The organism is Ramlibacter lithotrophicus, from assembly GCF_012184415.1.
GTDB lineage: Bacteria > Pseudomonadota > Gammaproteobacteria > Burkholderiales > Burkholderiaceae_C > Ramlibacter > Ramlibacter lithotrophicus.
This window is the reverse complement of record NZ_VTOX01000002.1, coordinates 110,461-129,728: the sequence shown is the minus strand read 5'-3', so window position 1 is coordinate 129,728 and position 19,268 is coordinate 110,461. Positions and strand designations below refer to the sequence as shown.

Genomic DNA, 19,268 nt, shown 5'->3' with positions numbered 1-19,268 from the left:
CTACCTTTTCGCGAAGAGGCCCTGCGGGCGCACCATCAGCACCAGGATCAGGAACGCGAAGGCGATCGCGTTGCGGTCCAGGAGCTTGCCGAGGTAGATCGTCCCGAACGACTCCACGATGCCCAGCGTCAGCGCCGCCAGCAAGGTGCCGGGCACCGAGCCCAGGCCGCCCAGCACGATGATCGCCAGCGCCTTGTACGAGGGCACGCTGCCCATGGTCGGCTCGACCAGGTTGTTCAGCAGCGCCACCATCACGCCGGCCGCGCCGGCCAGCGCCGAGCCGACGAAGAAGTTCACGTAGCGCACCGTCTTGAGGTCGATGCCGAACGATTCGGCCATCTGCGGGTCGGTGACCGTGGCCTGGCAGGCGATGCCCAGGCGCGTGCGGCTTTGCAGCAGCGCCAGCACGCCGATCGCGAGCGCGCCGCCCACCATCACCAGCAGTTCGGCCTGCTTGAAGCGCAGCGCGCCGATGGCCACCTGTCCCTGCAGCGGCGGATCGGCATACGACAGGCCATAGGCGCCGAAGACCAGGCGATAGATCTCCTCCGACGCGATGAACAGGCCGATCGAGGCGATCAGCGGCACGAACGGCGGCTGGTGCAGGATCGGCTCGTAGCAGAAGCGGTACATCAGCACGCCGGCGATGCCTGCGACCAGCATTGCGGCCACCATGGCCAGGCCGAGGCTGCCGGTCTGGTTGGTGAGCAGCACGCCCATGTAGCCGCCCAGCGTGAACAGGGCCGCGTGGGCGACGTGCAATATGCGCAGCAGGCCATAGACCAGGGTCAGCCCCAGCGCGATCAGCGCGTAGATGCTGCCCTGGACCAGTCCCTGGGCGATCAGTTCGACAATCAGCACGGGGACTCCCTCGGCCCGGTCGCGGCGCGTCTGCGGCCGGTTACTTCTTCAGGCTGGCCTTGGTCGGCGCGGCCAGGAAGACCGGATCCGACACCACGGCGAAGCGGCGGAACGCCTTGTCCTTGACGATCTGCACCTGCACGTCCTTGTTGACCTCGTGCAGGTCGTTGAACGTCAGCTTGCCCACGGGCGTCTCGAACGTGCCGCCGGCGATCGCATCGCGGATCGCCTCGCGGTTGGCGGTGCCGGCCTTCTTCATCGCCTCGATGGCGATCGCGGTGGCGCTGTACGTGGACGCGGCCACCATGTCCGAACCGCTGCCCACCGTCTTCTTGAAGTCGGCGAGGTAGGCCTTGGTCACCGGCGAAGCGGAGTCGCGGTCCAGCGAGGTGGTGACGTACACCCCTTCGGCGGCGGCGCCGGCGATCTCGATGAACTTCTCGGAGTCGTAGCCTTCCTGGCCGATCACCGGGGCCGTGACGCCGGCGGCGCGCAGCTGGCTGACCAGCGGACCGGCGGTGAAGAAATAGCCCGAGGCGTAGATCGCCTCCGGGTTGTCGGCCTTCAGCCTGGAAATCAGCGGGCCGAACTGGCGGTCCGACATGCCGTACTCGTACTCGCCGGTGATCTGGATGCCGAACTTCGGCGCGCCTTCCTTGAAGCCGGCGGCCAGCGCCTGGCCGAAGTCGTTCTTCAGCGTGACGAGGGCGACCTTCTTCTTCTTCAGCACCTCGCCGACCAGCTTCGCGCCGGCGCGGCCCTGCACCTCGCCCATGGTCGAGGCGCGGAACATGTAGTCGCCGGTCGCGGTGACGTCGGGGTGGATCGAGTAGGCGACGACGTACGGCACCTTGGCGGCCTGGAACACCGGCGCGGCGGCGCGGGTCGAAGCCGAGTACGAACCGGACACCGCCACCACGACCTTGTCCTTCTCCACCAGCTTGGTGGCGATGGGCGCGGCTTCCTTGGGCGAGGCCTGGTCGTCGTACACCACCAGCTCGATCTTCTCGCCCTTGATGCCGCCGGCCGCGTTGGCCTGGGCCACGGCGAGCTTGGCGCCTTCCAGCGCCGACTTGCCGTCGGCGGCCGCGAAGCCCGTCAGCGGCACGTTCAGGCCGATCTTCACGTCGGCGTGGGCGGCGCCGGCCAGGCACAGCAAGGTGGCGATGGCCGTCGTGGTGAGTCGTGTCTTCATGGTCTTCCTGTCAAGGGTTCAACAAGCAGCTACTCACGCGAGCTGCGACGCGTCCAACTCCGGCCAGCCAGGGTTGCGAGGGATCAGGTTCACAGGCCTTGCATCGGCAGCTTCAGGCCGTGCTCGCGGGCGCATTCCTGCGCGATCTCGTAGCCCGCGTCGGCATGCCGCATGACGCCGGTGGCGGGGTCGTTCCAAAGGACGCGCTCGAGCCGCTGCGCCGCCTCGGGCGTGCCGTCGCAGACGATCACGACGCCGGCATGCTGCGAGTAGCCCATGCCGACGCCGCCGCCATGGTGGAAGCTGACCCAGGTCGCGCCGCTGGCGGTATTGAGCAGCGCGTTGAGCAGCGGCCAGTCGCTGACGGCGTCGCTGCCATCCTTCATTGCCTCGGTCTCGCGGTTGGGCGAGGCGACGGAGCCGCTGTCCAGGTGGTCGCGACCGATCACGATCGGGGCCTTGAGTTCGCCGGTGCGCACCATCTCGTTGAAGGCCAGCCCGGCCAGGTGCCGCTCGCCCAGCCCGATCCAGCAGATCCGCGCCGGCAGCCCCTGGAAGGCGATGCGGTCGCCCGCCATGTCCAGCCAGCGGTGCAGGCCGGCGTTGTCCGGGAACAGCTCCTTCATCCTGGCGTCGGTCTTGCGGATGTCCTCCGGGTCGCCGCTCAGCGCCACCCAGCGGAACGGGCCGACGCCGCGGCAGAACAGCGGCCGCACGTACGCAGGCACGAAGCCCGGATAGTCGAACGCGTTGCCGACGCCGAAGTCCTTGGCCACCTGGCGCAGGTTGTTGCCGTAGTCGACGGTGGGAACGCCCATCGCGTGGAACGCCAGCATGGCCTGCACGTGGCGCGCGCACGACTCGCCGGCGGCCTGCTTCAGCCGGGCGTGCTGCGACGGATCGCGCTGCGCCGCGCGCCACTGCTCGATGGTCCAGCCGCTGGGCAGGTAGCCGTTGACCAGGTCGTGGGCCGACGTCTGGTCGGTGACGATGTCGGGGCGGATGCCGCCGCCCTTGGCCAGCGCGGCCAGCTGGGGCACCACGTCGGCGGCGTTCGCGCACAGGCCGATCGACACCGCTTCCCTGCGGCCGGTGTGTTCCCTGATCAGCGCCAGCGCCTCGTCCAGGTCCCTGGCCTGCTTGTCGAGGTACTTCGTGCGCAACCGGAAATCGATGCGGGTCTGGTCGCACTCGATGTTCAGCGAGCAGGCGCCGGCGAAGCTGGCGGCCAGCGGCTGCGCGCCGCCCATGCCGCCCAGCCCGGCCGTCAGCACCCAGCGGCCGGCCAGGCTGCCCTGGTAGTGCTGGCGGCCGGCTTCGGCGAAGGTCTCGTACGTGCCCTGGACGATGCCCTGCGAGCCGATGTAGATCCAGCTGCCGGCCGTCATCTGGCCGTACATCATCAGGCCCTTCTGGTCGAGCTCATTGAAGTGCTCCCAGGTGGCCCACTTCGGCACCAGGTTGGAGTTGGCGATCAGCACGCGCGGCGCGCCCTCGTGGGTGCGGAACACGCCCACCGGCTTGCCCGACTGCACCAGCAGCGTCTCGTCGGCCTTGAGCTTGCGCAGGCTGTCGAGGATCGCGTCGAAGCAGGGCCAGTTGCGCGCGGCCTTGCCGATGCCGCCGTACACCACCAGCGCATCGGGGTTCTCGGCGACGCCCGGGTCCAGGTTGTTCTGGATCATCCGGAAGGCCGCCTCGATCTGCCAGTTGGCGCAGGACAGGGACGGCCCGCGCGGCGCGCTGACGGGGCGGGCGGCGCTGCCGGCGAATGGCGTGGTGCTGATATCAGGCATGGTGGACTCCCGTGGTGACGCTTGGCGGATTTGCCTGTATAGTGAGTTGTATATACAAGGCGAGTCTAGTTGTCTATACAACATCGGCGACTCAGGGAAAACCCTGACCCCCACGGCAATGACCACGACATGACCACGACCCGGTTGCCGGCCTACGAACAGGTCAAGGCATTCGTCAAGCAGCAGATCGGCAGCGGCGCCTGGCGGCCCGGCGCCGCGGTGCCCAGCGAGGCGGCGCTGCAGCAGCAGTTCGGGCTCAGCCGCATGACCGTCAACCGCGCCATGAAGGAACTCGCCGTGGAGGGCGTGGTGACCCGGGTGCAGGGCTCCGGCACCGTGGTGGCGCAGCTGCACCGCATCTCGACCACGCTGGCGCTGCGCGACATCCACGAGGAAATCACCGAGCGCGGCCATCACCACGCCACGCGCGTCCTTGCCGTGGAAAGCACCAGGGCGGACGCCGGGCAGGCACAGGTCTTCAAGCTGCGGGCGGGCGCGCGCCTGTTCCATTCGGTACTGCTGCACCTGGCCGACGGCGTGCCGATCCAGCTGGAGGACCGCTACGTCAACCCGGCCGCGGCGCCCGACTACCTCGGGGTGAACTTCAACGCGACCACGCCGACGAGCTACCTGCTGGAGCACGCGCCGCTCACCCAGGCCAGCTACTCGATCGAAGCCGGGCTGGCCGGCGCGGCCGAGGCCAGGGCGCTGGCCATCAAGCGCGGCGACCCGGTGCTCGTGATGACACGCGGCACCGTGAGCGGCCCGCACGTCGCGAGCTTCGCCCGCCTGGTGTACCCAGGCGCCCGCTACAGTTTCAACGGAACCTTCCAGCTATGACCTGGCACCTGACATCACTCGACGGCGCGGCGCCGGCGCCGTGGCGCAACGGCGGCGGCGTGACGCGCGAACTCGCCGCGCAACCGGGCGGCGCGGACTGGACCTGGCGCATCTCGGTGGCCGAGGTGGCCGCCGACGGCCCGTTCTCGAGCTTTCCCGGCGTGCAGCGCTGGTTCGCCGTGCTCGGCGGTGCCGGCGTGATCCTGAAGCGCGCGGGCGCCGAGCACCGGTTGACGCTCGCCAGCGCACCGCTGTCCTTCGACGGTGAGGAGGCGGTGGACTGCGAACTGCTGCACGGCCCCACGCGGGACCTCAACCTGATGGTGCGGCGCGAGCTGGCCTCGGCACGAATGGCGCGCGTCAATGGCGTGCGGCACCTGATGGCCGCGCGGGCCAAGGTGGTCGCCGTGTACGCCGTCGGCGAGCCGGCGCAGCTGCGTCACGAAGGCGAATCCGTCGAGGTCGCGCCGCACACCCTGGCCTGGGCATCGCTGCCGGCCGGCGCGGAAGTGGCTGTCACGTCGGCGTCGGCCCTGGCCATGGAGATCGAGCCATGGGCATGAAGCTGTGGCGCAACTGCCGCGCCGCCACCATGCAGGGCGCGGCCCCGCAGCCGTACGGGCTGGTCGAGGACGCGGCGCTGGTGGTCGATGGCGCCATGCTGCACTGGGTCGGCGCCGAAAGCGACCTCCCCGCCGCGCTGCGTGCCGGCTGCAGCGAGGTGCATGACGCGCAAGGCGCGCTCGTCACGCCGGGCCTCATCGATTGCCACACCCACCTGGTCTACGGAGGCGACCGCGCGCAGGAGTTCGAACTGCGTCTGCAGGGCGCCACCTACGAGGAGATCGCGCGCCGCGGCGGCGGCATCGCCTCGACGGTGCAGGCCACGCGGCGCGCCGGCGCGCAGGAGCTGGCGGCGCAGAGCGCGCCGCGGCTGCGCGCGCTGCTGGCCGAGGGCGTGACGACGCTGGAGGTCAAGTCCGGTTACGGGCTGGCGCTGGAGCACGAGCGCAAGACGCTGCAAGTGGCGAGAGACCTCGGACAGGTTCACCGGGTCGACGTGCGCACCACCTTCCTCGGCGCGCACGCGCTGCCGCCGGAGTTCGCCGGCGCCCCCGACGCCTACGTGGACGAGGTGCTGCGCATGCTCCCCGCATTGAACGCCGAAGGGCTGGTCGACGCGGTCGACGCCTTCTGCGAGCGCATCGCCTTCAGCACCGCGCAGGTGGAGCGCGTCTTCGAGGCGGCGCGACAACTCGGGCTCCCGGTCAAGCTGCATGCGGAGCAGTTGAGCGACAGCGGCGGCGCGCAGCTGGCCGCACGGCACGGCGCCCTGAGCTGCGATCACCTGGAGTGGCTGTCCGAGGCGGGCGCCGCCGCGATGGCCACCGCCGGGACGGTGGCCGTGCTGCTGCCGGGCGCCTTCTATTTCCTGCGCGAGACCAGGCTGCCGCCGGTGGAGCTGTTGCGCCGCCACGGTGTCGGCATCGCCGTGTCGACCGACTGCAACCCGGGCTCGTCTCCCTGCACTTCGCTGCTGCTGATGCTCAACATGGCCTGCACCCTGTTCCGGCTCACGCCCGAGGAGGCGCTGGCTGGCGTGACGCGCCACGCCGCGCGGGCGCTGGGCCTGTCCGACCGGGGCGTGCTGGCCGCCGGCCTGCGCGCCGACTTCGTGCTGTGGGACGTGCAGCAGCCGGCGCAACTGGCCTACGCCATTGGCGCCAATCCCTGCATCCGCACCGTGTTCGAGGGAGAGCCGCGATGAGCACGGCACAGCGCTTCTTCGCGCCGCGGGCGTGGGTCGACGCTGCCTGGGCCCGCGACGTGCTGCTGACGGTCGACGAGGGCGGGTCATGGGCATCGGTCGTGCCGGACGCGCCCGCCACCGACCGCGCCGGCGCCGTCGTGCTGGACGGACCGGTGCTGCCCGGCGTCGTCGACGCGCACAGCCATGCGTTCCAGCGCGCGATCGCCGGCCAGGCCGAACAGGCCGGTCCGGCCGGCGACGACTTCTGGAGCTGGCGCGACCGCATGTATTCGGCGGCGCTGCGGGTGACGCCGCGCCAGCTGGAGCGCATCGCCGCGTTCCTCTACGCCGAGCTGCTGGCCGGCGGCTACACCCAGGTCTGCGAGTTCCACTACCTGCACAACGCGCCGGCCGGCGGCCCGGCCGCCGACCCGCTGGAGATGTCGATGGCGCTGGTGCGGGCGGCGCAGCGCACCGGCATCGGCCTGACGCTGCTGCCGACGCTGTACATGCGTTCGGGGTTCGGCGCGACCGGCCTGCGCGAGGACCAGCGGCGCTTCGCTTCGACGCCCGAGGGCATCGCGCGCCTGGTGCAGGAGGTGCAACGCGAAGTGCGCGGCGACGCCAATGTGAACGTCGGCGTCGCCATCCACTCGCTGCGCGCGGCGGGACTCGATCCGATCCGCGAAGCTGCCGCCTTTGCCGCCGCGGGCGGCCTGCCGGTGCACATCCACGTGGCGGAACAGACGCAGGAAGTGCAGGACTGCCTCGCGCAGACCGGGCAGCGGCCGATCGAGTGGTTGCTGGATCACGTCGCCGTCGATGCCCGCTGGAACCTGGTCCACGCCACGCACACCGTACCGGCGGAACTGCAGGGAGTGAGCGAGCGCGGCGCCAGCATCGTGATCTGCCCGAGCACGGAGGCCAACCTCGGCGACGGCGTGTTCGACCTGCCCGGCCATGCGGCGGCCGGCGGCGCCTGGTCCGTCGGCTCCGACAGCCACGTGACGCGCGGCTGGCCCGAGGAGCTGCGCCTGCTCGAATATTCCCAGCGGTTCACGCTGCGCCGGCGCAACGTCGCCGCGCAGGCAGCGCGCCGCGCCAGTTCGGCCGCCGCGCTGTTCGGCGCGGCGATCGCCGGCGGGTCGGCGGCCAGCGGCTGCCGGCTCGGCGGTCTCGCGGTCGGCCAGCGCGCGGACTTCCTCGTGCTCGACGCGCAGTCGCCCGCGCTGCTCGGGGTGCCGCCGGACAACCTGCTGGACGCGGCGGTGTTCTCCAGCCCCGGGGCGTCCTTCGCTCAGGTGCGGGTGGCCGGCCGGCTCGTCCCCGGGCGCTCGGCGCAGATCGATGCAGACTACCTGGCCGCCATGACGGAACTCTGGTCCGTGCCGGCCCGGTAAACCACTGATGCACGGCCCAGCCGCTCCTGCCATGACCACCACCGAACTGCTCGTTCCCGGCGCCCTCGACCTGGCCGCCTTGCGCCGGTTGGCCGGCAGCCAGTCGCGCCAGGTGCGGCTGGACCCCGCCTGCCGCCCCGGCCTGCGCGCCAGCGCCGAGGTGGTGCGGCGGGCCGCCGCCGGCGACGCGCCGGTCTATGGCATCAACACCGGCTTCGGCAAGCTGGCCGGCACCCGCATTCCCGCGCCCGACCTGCAGCGGCTGCAACTCAACCTGCTGCGCTCGCACGCGGTGGGTGTCGGCGAGGCGATGCCCGACCGGGTCGTCCGGCTCATGCTGCTGCTCAAGGCGGCCAGCCTGGCGCGGGGCTACTCCGGCGTGCGCGAGGAAGTGGTCGATGCGCTGCTGGCGCTTGCCAACCGCGACGTGCTGCCGGTGGTGCCGGCGCAGGGATCGGTCGGCGCGTCGGGCGACCTCGCGCCGCTGGCCCACCTGTGCCTGCCGCTGATCGGCGAGGGCGAGGTCTGCCACGGCGGGCGGCGCATGCCGGCCGCGCAGGCGCTGGAGCGCGCCGGCATCAGGCCGCTGCAACTCGAGCCGAAGGAGGGCCTGGCGCTGATCAACGGCACCCAGGCCTCCACCGCACTGGCGCTGGACGCCTTGTTCGGCGCCGAGCGGCTGTTCGAGGCCGCCGTGATCGCCGGCGCGCTCACGCTCGACGCCGCGCGCGGCAGCGACGGCCCGTTCGATCCCCGCATCCACGCGGTGCGGGGCCAGCCGGGACAGGTGCAGTGCGCGCAGGCCTACCTCGCGCTGCTGGCCGGCAGCGGCATCCGCAAGTCGCACCTGAAGAACGACGACCGGGTGCAGGACCCGTACTGCCTGCGCTGCCAGCCGCAGGTGATGGGCGCCTGCCTCGAGCAGATGCGGCATGCCGCGCAGGTGCTGCTGCGCGAGGCCAACGCCGTCACCGACAACCCGCTGGTGTTCGCCGACCGCGGCGAGATCGTCTCGGGCGGCAATTTCCACGCCGAGCCGGTGGCGCAGGCGGCCGATGCGCTGGCGGTCGCCATCGCGGAGATCGGCGCCATCGCCGAGCGCCGCGTCGCGATGCTGGTCGACACCGCCGTGTCGCGGCTGCCGCCGTTCCTGGCGGCCGAACCGGGGCTCAATTCCGGATTCATGATCGTCCACGTGACGGCGGCGGCGCTGGCCTCGGAGAACAAGTCGCTGGCGCACCCGGCCAGCGTCGACAGCCTGCCGACCTCGGCCAACCAGGAGGACCACGTCAGCATGGCCACCTTCGCCGCGCGCCGCCTGCAACCGATGTTGCGCAACACCGGCCGCATCGTCGCGATCGAGCTGCTGGCCGCGGCGCAGGGCATCGAATTCCTGCGGCCGCTCGCGAGCGCGCCGGTGCTGGAGGAAGTGCTGCGCCTGGTGCGGGCCGTCTCGCCGGCGATGATGCAGGACCGCAGCCTGTCGCGCGACATCGAGGCGGTGCACCGGCTGGTGGAGGCCGGCGACCTCGGCCACCACGCCCGCGACGGGATGCCCGAGCTGCGCGCGCTGCGACTGTAGCGGCTCAGATCAGCCGCAGCCGCTCTTGTGCGCGCCGGGTCTGGAACAGGATCCAGCGCAGCCGGTGGTTGGCGACGAAGCGCAGCCGCCTGGCTGAATGCACGTCGGCGGGCGTGGGCGGCTCGCCCGCCGCGTCGCTCCACGCGTCCAGCGCCCGCTCCAGCCGCCGCGCTGCGGCAAAGGCCGCTTCGTCGAAGCTGGCCCACTGGGCGACGAGCTGTGCGGAATCGTTCATGGCGAGGTCCTCCACGCTGACTGCCATTGAGCGGCCGGCGCGCGGCGGCGCGCTTGACGAAGATCAACGGCTGGCGCCCGGCTGGCGGGCACCCGCAGCGGCTCGGGAAGTGGAGTCGGGCCGTGGCGCCAGCAGCGAGTCGTACTCGCGCCGCACCATGCGGTAGCACTCGCACGCGCCGAGTTCGAGGCGGGCGCGGTCCAGCACCTTGATGCGGCCCCGGCCCGAACGCACGAGCCCCTGCGCCTGCAGGCGCCCGATGGCGTCGCTCACGGTCTCGCGCCGCACGCCCAGCATCGTCCCGACCAGCTCGTGGGTGGTGGCGATTTCGTCGCCCGTCGCCCGGTCCAGGCTGAGCATCAGCCATCGGCACAGCTGCTGCTGCGGCGTGTGGTGGCGGTTGCAGACCGCCGTCTGCGATACCTGGAACATCAGCGCCTGCGCGTACCGCAGAAGGAGGCGCATCGTCTCGCCGCCGCGTTCGAACTCTTCCTTGACCGCGGCGGCGTCGATGCGCAGGGCGGTGCCGGCGTTCTGCACCACCGCGCGCATCGTCATCGGCCCGCCGCCCATGAACGCGCCGGTTCCGACCAGCCCCTCGCTGCCGACCATCGCCACCTGCACGCAGTCGCCGGTGCGCAGCAGCTGGAGCAGGGCCACGGTCGCCGTCAGCGGAAAGTACACGAAGCGCACGCTGTCGCCGGGGTCGAACAGCGCCTGGCCGAGCGGCAGCGACACCAGCTCGCAGAACGGCATCCAGGCGCGCCGGGACTGGGGCGGCACCAGGGCCAGCAGCCGGTTCCGGTCGATATCGACGGCGTGCAGGTCCGCCGGTTCCCGGGTTCCTGGTGGCGATGTGCGCATGACGCCCTCTTCGCGTGGCTCGACATCCCCTGAGTAGGGCCCGGCTCAGCGCAAAAAACGAGCCGTTCTTACAGTGGGTTGCATCGGGGACACACTGAGACGTCGTTGGGTGCGCGGGCGCACAGAGGACCCGCCCGCGTGGGTGTCATCCTACAAGCGCAATCAGGGAAGGATGACATGCAGACGCACGAGTCAGCAGGCGCGAGCGCACCGGCCGGGCGGCATCAGCGGCGGCGGGACGCGCTGCTGGCGACGGTCGCGCACGAACTGCGCAACGGCATCGCCCCCCTGGGCAATGCGCTGGAAGTCCTGGCGGGCAGCGACGACGCGTCCGCCCGGGCGCTCGCCGTGGCGCTGGCCCGGCGGCAGCTCAGGGCCATGGCCCACCTGGTGGAGGACCTGGCCGACTACGGCCAGGCCAGCCGCGGCCGGTCGGCGCTGGAGCGCCACCCGCTGGAGCTGCAGGAGCTGCTGACCCAATCGATCCAGGCCTGCCGCAGCGCCTTCGACGAGCGCGCCGTGGAACTGGCGGTCGCGCTGCCGGCGGCGCCGCTGACGGTGTCCGGCGACGAGTTGCGGCTGGGACAGGTGTTCATGAATCTCCTGACCAATGCGGCCAAGTTCGCCGCGCCCGGGGGGCGGGTGGCCGTGTGCGCCGGCCGCGACGGCGGCATGGCGGAAGTGCGCATCGCCGACGATGGAGCCGGGATCGAAGCGCACGACCTGGAGCGGATCTTCGAGCTGTTCGAGCAGGGCGGCGGCAGCCGGCAGCTGTCGCCGCGCGGGCTCGGCGTGGGCCTGGCGGTGGCGCGCCGCTTCGCGCAACTGCACGGCGGCAGCGTGCGCGCCGAAAGCCGGGGTGCCGGCCAGGGTTCCACGTTCATCGTCCGGCTGCCGCTGGTGCCTTGCGCGCCGGCCGGCGATCAGTGCGAGCCGCTCGCTTGCGGACCGCTGTCGCCCGTCTCCTGCTGATCGGCCTCCTCCAGCTGCTGCAGCAGGTACAGGCGCTGGTACAGGCCGTCGGCGATCGCCATCAGCTCGCCGTGGGTGCCCAGCTCCGCGATGCGCCCGTGGTTGAGCACGACGATGCGGTCGGCGTCGCGCACGGTGGACAGGCGGTGCGCGATCGCCACGATGGTGACCTTGCCGCGCAGCCCGGCCAGCGCGCGCTGCACCACCTGCTCGGTTTCGGAATCGATGTGCGAGGTGGCTTCGTCGAGGAACAGGATGCGCGGCTCGCCGGCCAGGGCGCGGGCGATCGCGACCAGCTGTTTCTGGCCCACCGACAGCCGCGCACCGCCTTCGCCCAGCGGCGTGTCGTAGCCCTGCTCGAGGCGGGCGATGAACTCGTGCACATGGGCCGCGCGCGCCGCGGCCTCGACCTGCGCGTCGGTCAGCGGCCGGCCCATGGCGATGTTCTCGCGCGCCGTGGCCGCCAGCAGGAACGGCTCCTGCGGCACGACGCCGACGCGATCGCGGAAGTGGTCCTCGGCGATCGCCTCCACCGGCGTGCCGTCGATGCGGATCGCGCCGTGGGGCGCCGGGTAGAAGCGCAGCAGCAGTGCGAGCAAGGTGCTCTTGCCGCTGCCCGTGTGGCCGACGATGCCGTGAAAGCTGCCGGGCGCGAACTGCAGGTCCAGGCCGTGCAGCACCGGGCGTCCCGGCAGGTAGGCGAAGTCCAGGTGCTCGATCGCGATGGCGCCTTGCGTCACGCGGCCGCGGTCGGCCGCCGGCGGCGACTCGGCTTCCTTGAGCAGCACCTGCACCCGCGCCGCGCCGACCATCGCCTGCTGCAGCTGCGAGAACTGCATCGTGATCTGGGTCAGCGGCTCGGTCACGCGCGAGATGTAGTTCACGAAGGCGTACAGGATGCCCACTTCCAGCGGGCCGAGCACCCCGCCGTGCCCGCGCAGGCCGAAGACGCCGATCACCGCCGCCATCAGCACGACGTTCAGCAGGTCCAGCAGCGGCCGCAGCAGCCAGGCGTTGGCGCGCAGTTCGCGCCGCCGCGAGCGGTAATGGCTGCCGTTGACGGCGGCGAAGCGGTCGCGAAAGCGCGCGGTCGCGTTGCTCGCCTGCAGCACCTGCATCCCGGCGATGCTCTCGGCCACCTGCGCGTTCAGCTCGCTGCGCAGTTCGCGGGTGCGGCTCACCGCCGGCGCCGACAGGCGCTGGTAGACGATCACGACCAGCACCGCCACCGGCACGAGGGTCGCCACGATCAGCATCAGCCGCCAGTCCAGCCACAGCATGGCGGCGGTGGTGCCGACCAGCACCAGCAGGCTGTCCAGGATGACAAACAGCACCTGCACGTAGAGCGTCTTCACCGCCTCGGTGTCGTTGGTGACGCGGCTGACCAGCTGGCCGGTGATGGCGCGGTCGAAGAAGGACATCGGCAGCCGCAGCACGTGCCGGTACACCTCCTCGCGCACGCGCTGCACCGACCGCATCGCCACGCCGGCGAGCCGCACCAGCTGGCCATAGCGCAGCCAGCTCGCGGCGAAGCCGGCGACCAGCGCGCCCAGCAGCAGACCGGCGATGGCGCCCAGCTGCGCATCGCGCGGCAGCAGGTAGCGGTCGATCAGCCATTTGCCGATCAGCGGTCCCAGCGCCTCCAGGCCGGCGGTCAGCAGGAGCCACGCCGCGGCCCGCAGGACGTGGTGCCGCTCCGGCGCCGCGGCGCGCAGCAGGAGCGCGGCGGCGTCGCCGACGAGCCGGCTGCGGCCCTCGGGGGCGCCGGGCAGCGTGCCGGCGGCGATGGATTCAGCTGGCGTCAAGGCTGGCCTCCAGTTGCTGATAGCGCCACTGACGCGCGTACCAGCCGTTGTCCGCCAGCAGCTGCCCGTGGCTGCCTTGCTCGACGGGGTGCCCGTCGCGCAGCACGATGATCTCGTCGGCGTCGGCGACGGCGCTCAGGCGGTGGGTCACGATGACCACGGTGCGGCCGATCCGCGCCGCGCGCAGGTGCGCCAGGATGCGCGCCTCGGTGTCGGTGTCCACCGCCGACAGCGCGTCGTCCAGCAGCAGCAGCGGCGCGTCGGCCAGCAGGGCGCGGGCGATCGCCACGCGCTGGCGCTGCCCGCCCGACAGGGTCACGCCGCGCTCGCCGACGGGCGTGTCGTAGCCGCGCGGCAGGCGCTGGATGTCCTCGTGCACGGCGGCCAGCCGCGCCGCCTGTTCCACCTGGACGCGGGTCGCGTCGGGGCGGGCGAGGGCGATGTTCTCGGCCACCGAGGCCGAGAACAGGAACGCTTCCTGCGGCACCCAGGCGATGGCGCCGCGCAACGCATCCAGCGTGTAGTCGGCGAGCTGGATGCCGTTCCACTGCAGCTGCCCGGCTTCCGGCGCGTGGTGCCGCAGCAGCAGCCGCAGGAGCGTCGACTTGCCGGCGCCGGTCGGGCCGACCAGGCCCAGCGTGCGGCCAGGCGCCAGTTGCAGCGACACGCCGTCCAGCGCCGCCCGTGCCTGGCCCGGATAGTGGAAGCGCACGCCTTGCACGGCCAGCGGGCCGGGCGTGACCTGGGCCACCGTGCCGTGGTCGTCTACGCTCAGGGGCGCGTCGAGGACTGGCTGCAACCGCGCCCAGGCGGCCTTGCCGCGCTGCACCAGCGAAAGCACCCAGCCGGCGGCGAACATCGGCCAGATCAGCTGCCCCAGGTACAGGCTGAAGCTGGTGAGCTGGCCCACGGTGAGCTGGTCGTGCCACACCAGCCAGCCGCCGACCCCCAGCGTGAGCACGGTGGCGGCGCTGAGCGTGAAGCCGACGGCCGGCTCGTACGCCGCCTCCCATTGCTGCGCGCTCAGGCTCGCCTCGGCCGCCCCGGCCGCGAGCGACGAGAACTGCGCCTCGCTGCGCGCCTGCAGCCCGAGCGCCCGTACCGTTCGCACCCCGGCAAGCGTTTCCTGGACGTGGTCGTTGAGCGCGCCGAAGCGGTCCAGGGCCAGCCGCGATGCCTCGTGCACGTGGCGCGAGATCCACCAGAAGGCCAGCGCCATCAAGGGGAAGGGCAGCAGCGCGCAGGCCGCCAGCCGCGCGTCGACGCCCAGCGACATCATCGCCACGACCAGCACCAGCGTCAGCGTGCCGTCGAAGCCGGCGAGCATCGCCTCGCCGGCGGCCATCTCCACCGCGTCGATGTCGTTGGTGGCCAGCGCCATCAGGTTGCCCGTGCGCCGGTCCTGGTAGAAGCTCGCCCCTTGCAGCGTGAGCCGGCCGTACAGCCGCTCGCGCAGTTCCACGCCCAGCCGGTAGGCGGCCGCGAACAGCTTCAGGCGCCAGCCGGCGCGCAGGAAGTACACGACGACGCCGGCGCCGGCGAGCCAGGCCAGCTCCTGCAGCAGGTCGGCGCCCGCCAGCCGGCTGGCCACCAGGCCGTCGACCAGCCGCCCGATCTGGCGCGGGATCCAGACGATCAGCAGGGCGATGCCGAGCAGCATCAGGCCGGCCAGCACGTAGGCCGTCCAGTGGCGTCGCAGGAAGTGACCGATCAGGCGATAGAGGGACATGCGATGCGCGGACGCGCGGCATGGGGACACCGGCGGCGCGAAACGGCCGATTCTATGCAGCGCAGCGGCCGGGCCGCCACGGACCGTCGCCGGCAGCGCGGCGGCGCCCGCGGGCAACTCATCGTCCGCGTCCTACAGCGCGATGCGCGGCGCGCCCGCGCCCGCCGTCGGCGCCGTCGGATACAAACGGCGACACCTCAACAACCCAAGGAGCAGGACATGATGAAGAAATTGCTGGTCGCGTCGATGGTGGCCGTGGGACTGGCCGGCTGCGGCGCGATGATGGGCGGCAGCGGCGCGCCCCAGCGCAGCGTGGGGCAGGCCGTCGACGACGTCACCATCGGCACCAAGCTGAAGGCGGCGCTGGCGGCCGATCCGCAACTGAGCGCGCTGAAGATCAACGTCGACACCACGCAGGGCAACGTGCGGCTCAAGGGCGAAGTCAAGACCTTCGCATTGCGCAAGAAGGCCGAGGACCTGGCCCGTTCGATCGACGGCGTCAAGTCTGTCGACAACCAGCTGATCATCACCGGCTGAGCCAGCGCGCCCGTGCCGCCGCCGCCGCCGCCCGGGACGGGCTGCGGCGGCCCTTCTCAGGGCATGATCTCCACGTACTCGTAGACCTCGCAGTCGGTGAGCTGGCGCCGCACCGGCAGCGGCAGCCGGGCGAACCACGCCTGCGGGTCATGGCGGTCGATCTCGCGCCCGAGGAAGCGCAGCAGCCCGCAGATCGGGTCGGCCACGTTCTCGCGGTAGCGCCGGTCGCCCTTGACGTAGGCCAGGTGCAGGTTCTTCATGCAGTTGCCCCGGCACCAGGAGAGCGCCTCGCAGCCGCCGCACGGCATGGCGGGCGCCTGCTGCAGCGGGCTGGCGTGCAGCCAGTTGCCCTGGATGTTGCCCATCACCATGCCCGGTTCGTACAGCAGGTCGGGGCAGGGAAAGATCCGGCCGTCGGGCATGACGTTGAGCAGGTGCGACGACGCCCGGCACTGCGTGCGGCCGCCGTAGAGCTCCTGCGCGCGCCCCGGCAGCAGCTTGTTGCGCACGATGCCCATGATGGGAATCAACGGATAGAGCGCGTCGGTGCGGGCGAAGAAACGCTCGACCAGCCGGCGCAGCACGTCCTCGCGCCGGGCCACCGCGTCGCCGCCATACTGTTCGTCGGCGACGAACTGCCAGTACAGGTAGTCGAAGGGGGAGTCGTCCGCCACCAGGGCGTCGAGTTCCTCGAACGTCGTTGCCGGGTTGCCCCAGGTGACGCGCGCCGTGACGCTCCCGCCGATGGCCCCGCGCACCTGCGCCAGGTTCTTCAGCACCTGCCGGTAGATGCCGCGGCCGCGGTAGCCGTCGGTGATCGCCTGGCCGCCGTCGATGGAGACCAGCACGTTGGACAGCCGCTGCAGGATCGCCGGCGGCAGGTCGTCGATCAGCGTGCCGTTGGTCTGCAGCTGGAAGCGCCAGTGCGGGAAGCGCTGCATGACCTCCGCCATCATGGGCCGGTTCAGCGTCGGCTCGCCGCCGTAGAAAGTGACGTACACCTCCTTGCCCGCGAGGTGGGTGTCGGTGAAGGCGGCGAGCTGGTCGATGCCGTAGGCGACCTGCGTCTGCGAGCCCAGCACGTCGCCGACGCCCAGGGAGCAGTAGCTGCACTTGAGGTTGCACTTCAGCGTCGTGAGCAATTGCAGTTCCACGCGGTGGCCGGGGATGGCGGCCGGGGCGGGGCGCGGCGCAAGGAGAACGGGAGATTCCATCGGGAAACGGGTACCTGACAAGAAATGGCGGGACCCGGCTTATAGAGCGGCCGCGCCCGGCCCGTATTGACGTGGTGCAAGGAAGCGTCGGGCGCGAGCCGTCACGCGGGTCGGCCGAAGGCGCCAATTGTTGCGGAAGTGGGAACAGTGCATTCCAGAATGCGGCGGTCGTGTCGGTTGGCGCGGCAATAGAATTCGCGACTCGTGCCGGAGCCCAGCCGTTGCGCGGCTCGCCCGAGCAGCAGTTCAACCACCCAACCGACGGATCCATCCATGTCCATCTCCACCACCCGCCGTTCCATGTCGCTCGCGATCGCCGCGGCAGGACTCGCGCTGTGCGCCTCCACCTTCGCCGCCGCGCCGGCGCCGGCCGGTACCTACAAGATCGACGCGGCCCATTCCGTCGCGTACTTCGAGGTCGGCCACCTCGGCGGCGTCAGCCGCTTCATGGCCCGCTTCAACGACATCAGCGGCGACCTCGTGGTCGACGCGGCGCCGGAGAAGAGCCGCATCAAGGTCGACGTCAGGACCGACAGCATCGACACCAAGCACGAAGGCCTGGACAAGCACCTGAAGAGCCCCGACTTCTTCAATGCCGTGCAGTTCCCGACCATGAGCTTCGCCTCCACGGCCGTGACGCTGAATGCCGCCGGCGAAGGCAGCGTGGCCGGCAACCTGAACCTGCACGGCGTCACCAAGCCGGTGACCTTCCGCCTGCGCCACGTCGGCACCGGCAAGGGCATGAAGGGCGAACAGCGCGTCGGCTACGTCGCCACCGCCACCATCAAGCGCACCGATTTCGGCATGGGCTACGGCGTGCCGGGCGCGGCCACCGACGAGGTGGACCTGCGCATCAACATCGAAGCCATCAAGCAGTGATGCCGCGCCGGCCCGTGCGGGCCGGCCTTGCCGTTTTCGAGGAACTCCGATGCCCGACCTGTCTTTCGTCCTGCCCCTGGTCCTGCAGAGCGCGCTGCTGCCGTTCGCCGTCGCGCTGGCGCTGCTGGTCGCCGGCCGCGTGCGACCGGGCGCGCCGGCCGCCGTGGTGGCGGCGGTGGCGGCGGGGTTCCTCGCCTCCTATTTCGCGACATTGCATGCGCAGTGGTCGCTCCTGCCCAGGGTGGCGCTCGACTGGCTGCCGCTGATGGTGGTGGCGGGCGCCGCCGCTGCCGTCGCCGTGGAGAACGTCCGCACGGCCGCCGCGCGTCGCCTTGCCCGCGCGGCGGTCTCGCTGGCCGCCGCGGCGCTCGTCGTCTGGCCGGCCCTGGGCAGCCTCGGCGCGACCAAGGCGGCGCTGGCCGCGGTGGCGACTGGCCTGCTGATCGCCGCCGCCTGGAGCGTGAAGGCGCACGCGGCCGCCCGGCGGCCGACGCCGCCGCTGCTGCTGGCCGTGGTGGCCGGCGGGGCCGGGCTCGCGCTGATGCTCGACTCCAGCCAGTCCATCGGGCAGTTGAGCGGCGGCCTGGCCTCGGCGCTTGCGGCCTGCCTCGCCTTCAACGTACCGCGCCGGCGCGTGCCGTTCCCGCCAGCCGCCGCCGGCTTCGCCGTCCTGATGCTGGGCGTGCTGCTGGCCAACGCGCATCTGTACGCCGGGTTCTCGCTCGGTTACGTGGCGCTGCTTGCCGCCGCGCTCGCGGCCGATCCGCTCTGGTCGCTGCTGCGCGGGGCCAGGGCCCCGGACAACCAGGTGGCGGCCTGGGCCACCGCCGCCGTGCTCACCGCCATCCCGGTGGCGGCAACCATCGGCCTGGCCGTCAAGGCGGCCCAGGACGCGGGCGGCTACTGACCGCTGCGCTTTCAGGGAGTCACGCTCCGCAGAGAGCGCCACGCGCCGACGCTGCCGGTCGCACCCATTCTCTTCACGACAGCAAGGATTCCCATGAGCACAGCAAAAGCCATCATCGCAGCCAGGTCGCCGTTCGCCGCCGACGTGGAAGCCGGCAAGGACTATTACTGGTGCAGCTGCGGCCGCAGCGCCGCGCAACCGTTCTGCGACGGCAGCCACCAGGGCACGCCGTTCACGCCCACCAGGTACACCGCGGAGGAAAGCAGGACGGTGTACTTCTGCGGCTGCAAGCAGAGCGCCACCGGCCAGTTCTGCGACGGGACGCACCAGTCGCTCTGATCGGGCGACCGCCACCCGAGCCTTCGACCCCGCCGCGGCGGGGTTTTTTCCGTACGCCCCCGCCATACAGGGGGGTGTATAGAAATCCTGGCGCGCTTATATGTGCCAAGTCGTTGCCGCCGAACGGTTTTGCATCCGGCGGCGGCGCCGGCGCCTGAAAAAAATGTACTTCGCGGCCGCTCCGCGGCGGCGCGCCTGGCGCGGCTTTGCCCGCAAGCCATTGATTCGCAACGAGAAGTGCCGCCTCGCGGACGGGTGGCACGGCTGATGCATCAGCTGTCGCGATCCTCAGGCTGCGCTGCCTGCGCGCGGCCATTCGACCACCACCCAGCGGCTGCATGACCCCACACGATCGTCGTCCCG

General features: G+C 71.5%; 18 protein-coding genes. 10 read left to right on the top strand and 8 right to left on the bottom strand.

Annotation, left to right across the window (positions count from 1 at the left end; all coding sequences use genetic code 11):
* The 3 genes from RAMLITH_RS06675 to hutU form a co-directional block, all read right to left on the bottom strand.
* Positions 1–861, bottom strand: a complete 861-nt coding sequence (locus RAMLITH_RS06675) for an ABC transporter permease subunit (RefSeq protein WP_168106612.1) — start codon at positions 859–861, stop codon at positions 1–3.
* Positions 862–901: 40 nt separating this feature from the next.
* Positions 902–2,056: an ABC transporter substrate-binding protein gene (locus RAMLITH_RS06670; protein WP_168106611.1), complete on the bottom strand. Its 1,155-nt coding sequence runs from the start codon at positions 2,054–2,056 to the stop codon at positions 902–904.
* 89 nt (positions 2,057–2,145) lie between these two features.
* Positions 2,146–3,852 carry a urocanate hydratase gene (hutU, locus tag RAMLITH_RS06665; RefSeq protein WP_168106610.1) on the bottom strand — a complete coding sequence of 569 codons (1,707 nt, stop codon included), beginning with the start codon at positions 3,850–3,852 and terminating at the stop codon, positions 2,146–2,148.
* 129 nt (positions 3,853–3,981) lie between these two features.
* On the opposite strand from hutU, the gene hutC reads away from it, so the two are divergent.
* Genes hutC through hutH form a run of 5 tightly spaced genes read left to right on the top strand, consistent with a single transcriptional unit; the run spans position 3,982 to position 9,424 of the window.
* Positions 3,982–4,692: a histidine utilization repressor gene (hutC, locus tag RAMLITH_RS06660; RefSeq protein WP_168106609.1), complete on the top strand. Its 711-nt coding sequence runs from the start codon at positions 3,982–3,984 to the stop codon at positions 4,690–4,692.
* A complete protein-coding gene (locus RAMLITH_RS06655; protein ID WP_168106608.1) occupies positions 4,689–5,255 on the top strand; it encodes a HutD/Ves family protein in 567 nt (188 codons plus the stop codon). Before hutC ends, RAMLITH_RS06655 begins: the two co-directional genes overlap by 4 nt.
* Positions 5,246–6,460, top strand: coding sequence for an imidazolonepropionase (gene hutI / locus RAMLITH_RS06650; RefSeq protein ID WP_168106607.1), 1,215 nt, complete (start codon positions 5,246–5,248; stop codon positions 6,458–6,460). Before RAMLITH_RS06655 ends, hutI begins: the two co-directional genes overlap by 10 nt.
* Positions 6,457–7,842, top strand: a complete 1,386-nt coding sequence (locus tag RAMLITH_RS06645) for a formimidoylglutamate deiminase (RefSeq protein WP_168106606.1) — start codon at positions 6,457–6,459, stop codon at positions 7,840–7,842. The genes hutI and RAMLITH_RS06645 overlap by 4 nt, the downstream gene beginning before the upstream one ends.
* Before the next feature lie 31 nt (positions 7,843–7,873).
* Complete coding sequence (gene hutH, locus RAMLITH_RS06640) at positions 7,874–9,424, top strand: histidine ammonia-lyase (protein WP_168106605.1); 1,551 nt, start codon at positions 7,874–7,876, stop codon at positions 9,422–9,424.
* Between the two features lie 4 nt (positions 9,425–9,428).
* Here the strand turns inward: hutH and RAMLITH_RS06635 are convergent, their stop codons facing one another.
* Both RAMLITH_RS06635 and RAMLITH_RS06630 read right to left on the bottom strand, forming a co-directional pair.
* Positions 9,429–9,659: a hypothetical protein gene (locus tag RAMLITH_RS06635; RefSeq protein ID WP_168106604.1), complete on the bottom strand. Its 231-nt coding sequence runs from the start codon at positions 9,657–9,659 to the stop codon at positions 9,429–9,431.
* A gap of 63 nt (positions 9,660–9,722) precedes the next feature.
* Positions 9,723–10,523: a Crp/Fnr family transcriptional regulator gene (locus RAMLITH_RS06630; protein WP_168106603.1), complete on the bottom strand. Its 801-nt coding sequence runs from the start codon at positions 10,521–10,523 to the stop codon at positions 9,723–9,725.
* 177 nt (positions 10,524–10,700) lie between these two features.
* On the opposite strand from RAMLITH_RS06630, the gene RAMLITH_RS06625 reads away from it, so the two are divergent.
* Positions 10,701–11,495, top strand: coding sequence for a sensor histidine kinase (locus RAMLITH_RS06625; protein WP_168106602.1), 795 nt, complete (start codon positions 10,701–10,703; stop codon positions 11,493–11,495).
* Here RAMLITH_RS06625 and RAMLITH_RS06620 read toward each other — a convergent pair.
* Complete coding sequence (locus RAMLITH_RS06620; RefSeq protein ID WP_168107179.1) at positions 11,447–13,267, bottom strand: ABC transporter ATP-binding protein; 1,821 nt, start codon at positions 13,265–13,267, stop codon at positions 11,447–11,449. The two genes, RAMLITH_RS06625 and RAMLITH_RS06620, sit on opposite strands and share 49 nt — an antisense overlap.
* 19 nt (positions 13,268–13,286) lie before the next feature.
* Positions 13,287–15,029, bottom strand: a complete 1,743-nt coding sequence (locus tag RAMLITH_RS06615; protein ID WP_168106601.1) for an ABC transporter ATP-binding protein — start codon at positions 15,027–15,029, stop codon at positions 13,287–13,289.
* Between the two features lie 219 nt (positions 15,030–15,248).
* Between RAMLITH_RS06615 and RAMLITH_RS06610 the strand changes: the two genes are divergently transcribed.
* On the top strand, positions 15,249–15,566 hold the full coding sequence (locus RAMLITH_RS06610; protein WP_168106600.1) for a BON domain-containing protein: 318 nt from the start codon (positions 15,249–15,251) through the stop codon (positions 15,564–15,566).
* Between the two features lie 56 nt (positions 15,567–15,622).
* Here RAMLITH_RS06610 and RAMLITH_RS06605 read toward each other — a convergent pair whose 3' ends face one another.
* Entirely contained in the window at positions 15,623–16,780 is a 1,158-nt protein-coding gene (locus RAMLITH_RS06605; protein ID WP_168106599.1) for a radical SAM/SPASM domain-containing protein, read from the bottom strand.
* Positions 16,781–17,053: 273 nt separating this feature from the next.
* Here RAMLITH_RS06605 and RAMLITH_RS06600 point away from each other — a divergent pair, with 273 nt between their 5' ends.
* The 3 genes from RAMLITH_RS06600 (at position 17,054) to RAMLITH_RS06590 (ending at position 18,905) form a co-directional block, all read left to right on the top strand.
* A complete protein-coding gene (locus RAMLITH_RS06600) occupies positions 17,054–17,659 on the top strand; it encodes a YceI family protein (RefSeq protein WP_168106598.1) in 606 nt (201 codons plus the stop codon).
* 49 nt (positions 17,660–17,708) lie between these two features.
* The gene (locus RAMLITH_RS06595; RefSeq protein ID WP_168106597.1) at positions 17,709–18,566 is read left to right on the top strand and encodes a hypothetical protein; all 858 of its coding nucleotides are present in this window, start codon (positions 17,709–17,711) and stop codon (positions 18,564–18,566) included.
* 93 nt (positions 18,567–18,659) lie between these two features.
* Positions 18,660–18,905 carry a CDGSH iron-sulfur domain-containing protein gene (locus RAMLITH_RS06590; RefSeq protein ID WP_168106596.1) on the top strand — a complete coding sequence of 82 codons (246 nt, stop codon included), beginning with the start codon at positions 18,660–18,662 and terminating at the stop codon, positions 18,903–18,905.
* Positions 18,906–19,268 lie beyond the last annotated feature (363 nt).

Bases quoted from the DNA above. Each gene is read 5' to 3' on its own strand.
- RAMLITH_RS06670 (WP_168106611.1), bottom strand. From the start codon at position 2,056: ATGAAGACACGACTCACCACGACGGCCATCGCCACCTTGCTGTGCCTG.
- hutU (WP_168106610.1), bottom strand. From the start codon at position 3,852: ATGCCTGATATCAGCACCACGCCATTCGCCGGCAGCGCCGCCCGCCCC.
- hutC (WP_168106609.1), top strand. From the start codon at position 3,982: ATGACCACGACCCGGTTGCCGGCCTACGAACAGGTCAAGGCATTCGTC.
- RAMLITH_RS06655 (WP_168106608.1), top strand. From the start codon at position 4,689: ATGACCTGGCACCTGACATCACTCGACGGCGCGGCGCCGGCGCCGTGG.
- hutI (WP_168106607.1), top strand. From the start codon at position 5,246: ATGGGCATGAAGCTGTGGCGCAACTGCCGCGCCGCCACCATGCAGGGC.
- RAMLITH_RS06645 (WP_168106606.1), top strand. From the start codon at position 6,457: ATGAGCACGGCACAGCGCTTCTTCGCGCCGCGGGCGTGGGTCGACGCT.
- hutH (WP_168106605.1), top strand. From the start codon at position 7,874: ATGACCACCACCGAACTGCTCGTTCCCGGCGCCCTCGACCTGGCCGCC.
- RAMLITH_RS06635 (WP_168106604.1), bottom strand. From the start codon at position 9,659: ATGAACGATTCCGCACAGCTCGTCGCCCAGTGGGCCAGCTTCGACGAA.
- RAMLITH_RS06630 (WP_168106603.1), bottom strand. From the start codon at position 10,523: ATGCGCACATCGCCACCAGGAACCCGGGAACCGGCGGACCTGCACGCC.
- RAMLITH_RS06625 (WP_168106602.1), top strand. From the start codon at position 10,701: ATGCAGACGCACGAGTCAGCAGGCGCGAGCGCACCGGCCGGGCGGCAT.
- RAMLITH_RS06615 (WP_168106601.1), bottom strand. From the start codon at position 15,029: ATGTCCCTCTATCGCCTGATCGGTCACTTCCTGCGACGCCACTGGACG.
- RAMLITH_RS06610 (WP_168106600.1), top strand. From the start codon at position 15,249: ATGATGAAGAAATTGCTGGTCGCGTCGATGGTGGCCGTGGGACTGGCC.
- RAMLITH_RS06605 (WP_168106599.1), bottom strand. From the start codon at position 16,780: ATGGAATCTCCCGTTCTCCTTGCGCCGCGCCCCGCCCCGGCCGCCATC.
- RAMLITH_RS06600 (WP_168106598.1), top strand. From the start codon at position 17,054: ATGTCCATCTCCACCACCCGCCGTTCCATGTCGCTCGCGATCGCCGCG.
- RAMLITH_RS06595 (WP_168106597.1), top strand. From the start codon at position 17,709: ATGCCCGACCTGTCTTTCGTCCTGCCCCTGGTCCTGCAGAGCGCGCTG.
- RAMLITH_RS06590 (WP_168106596.1), top strand. From the start codon at position 18,660: ATGAGCACAGCAAAAGCCATCATCGCAGCCAGGTCGCCGTTCGCCGCC.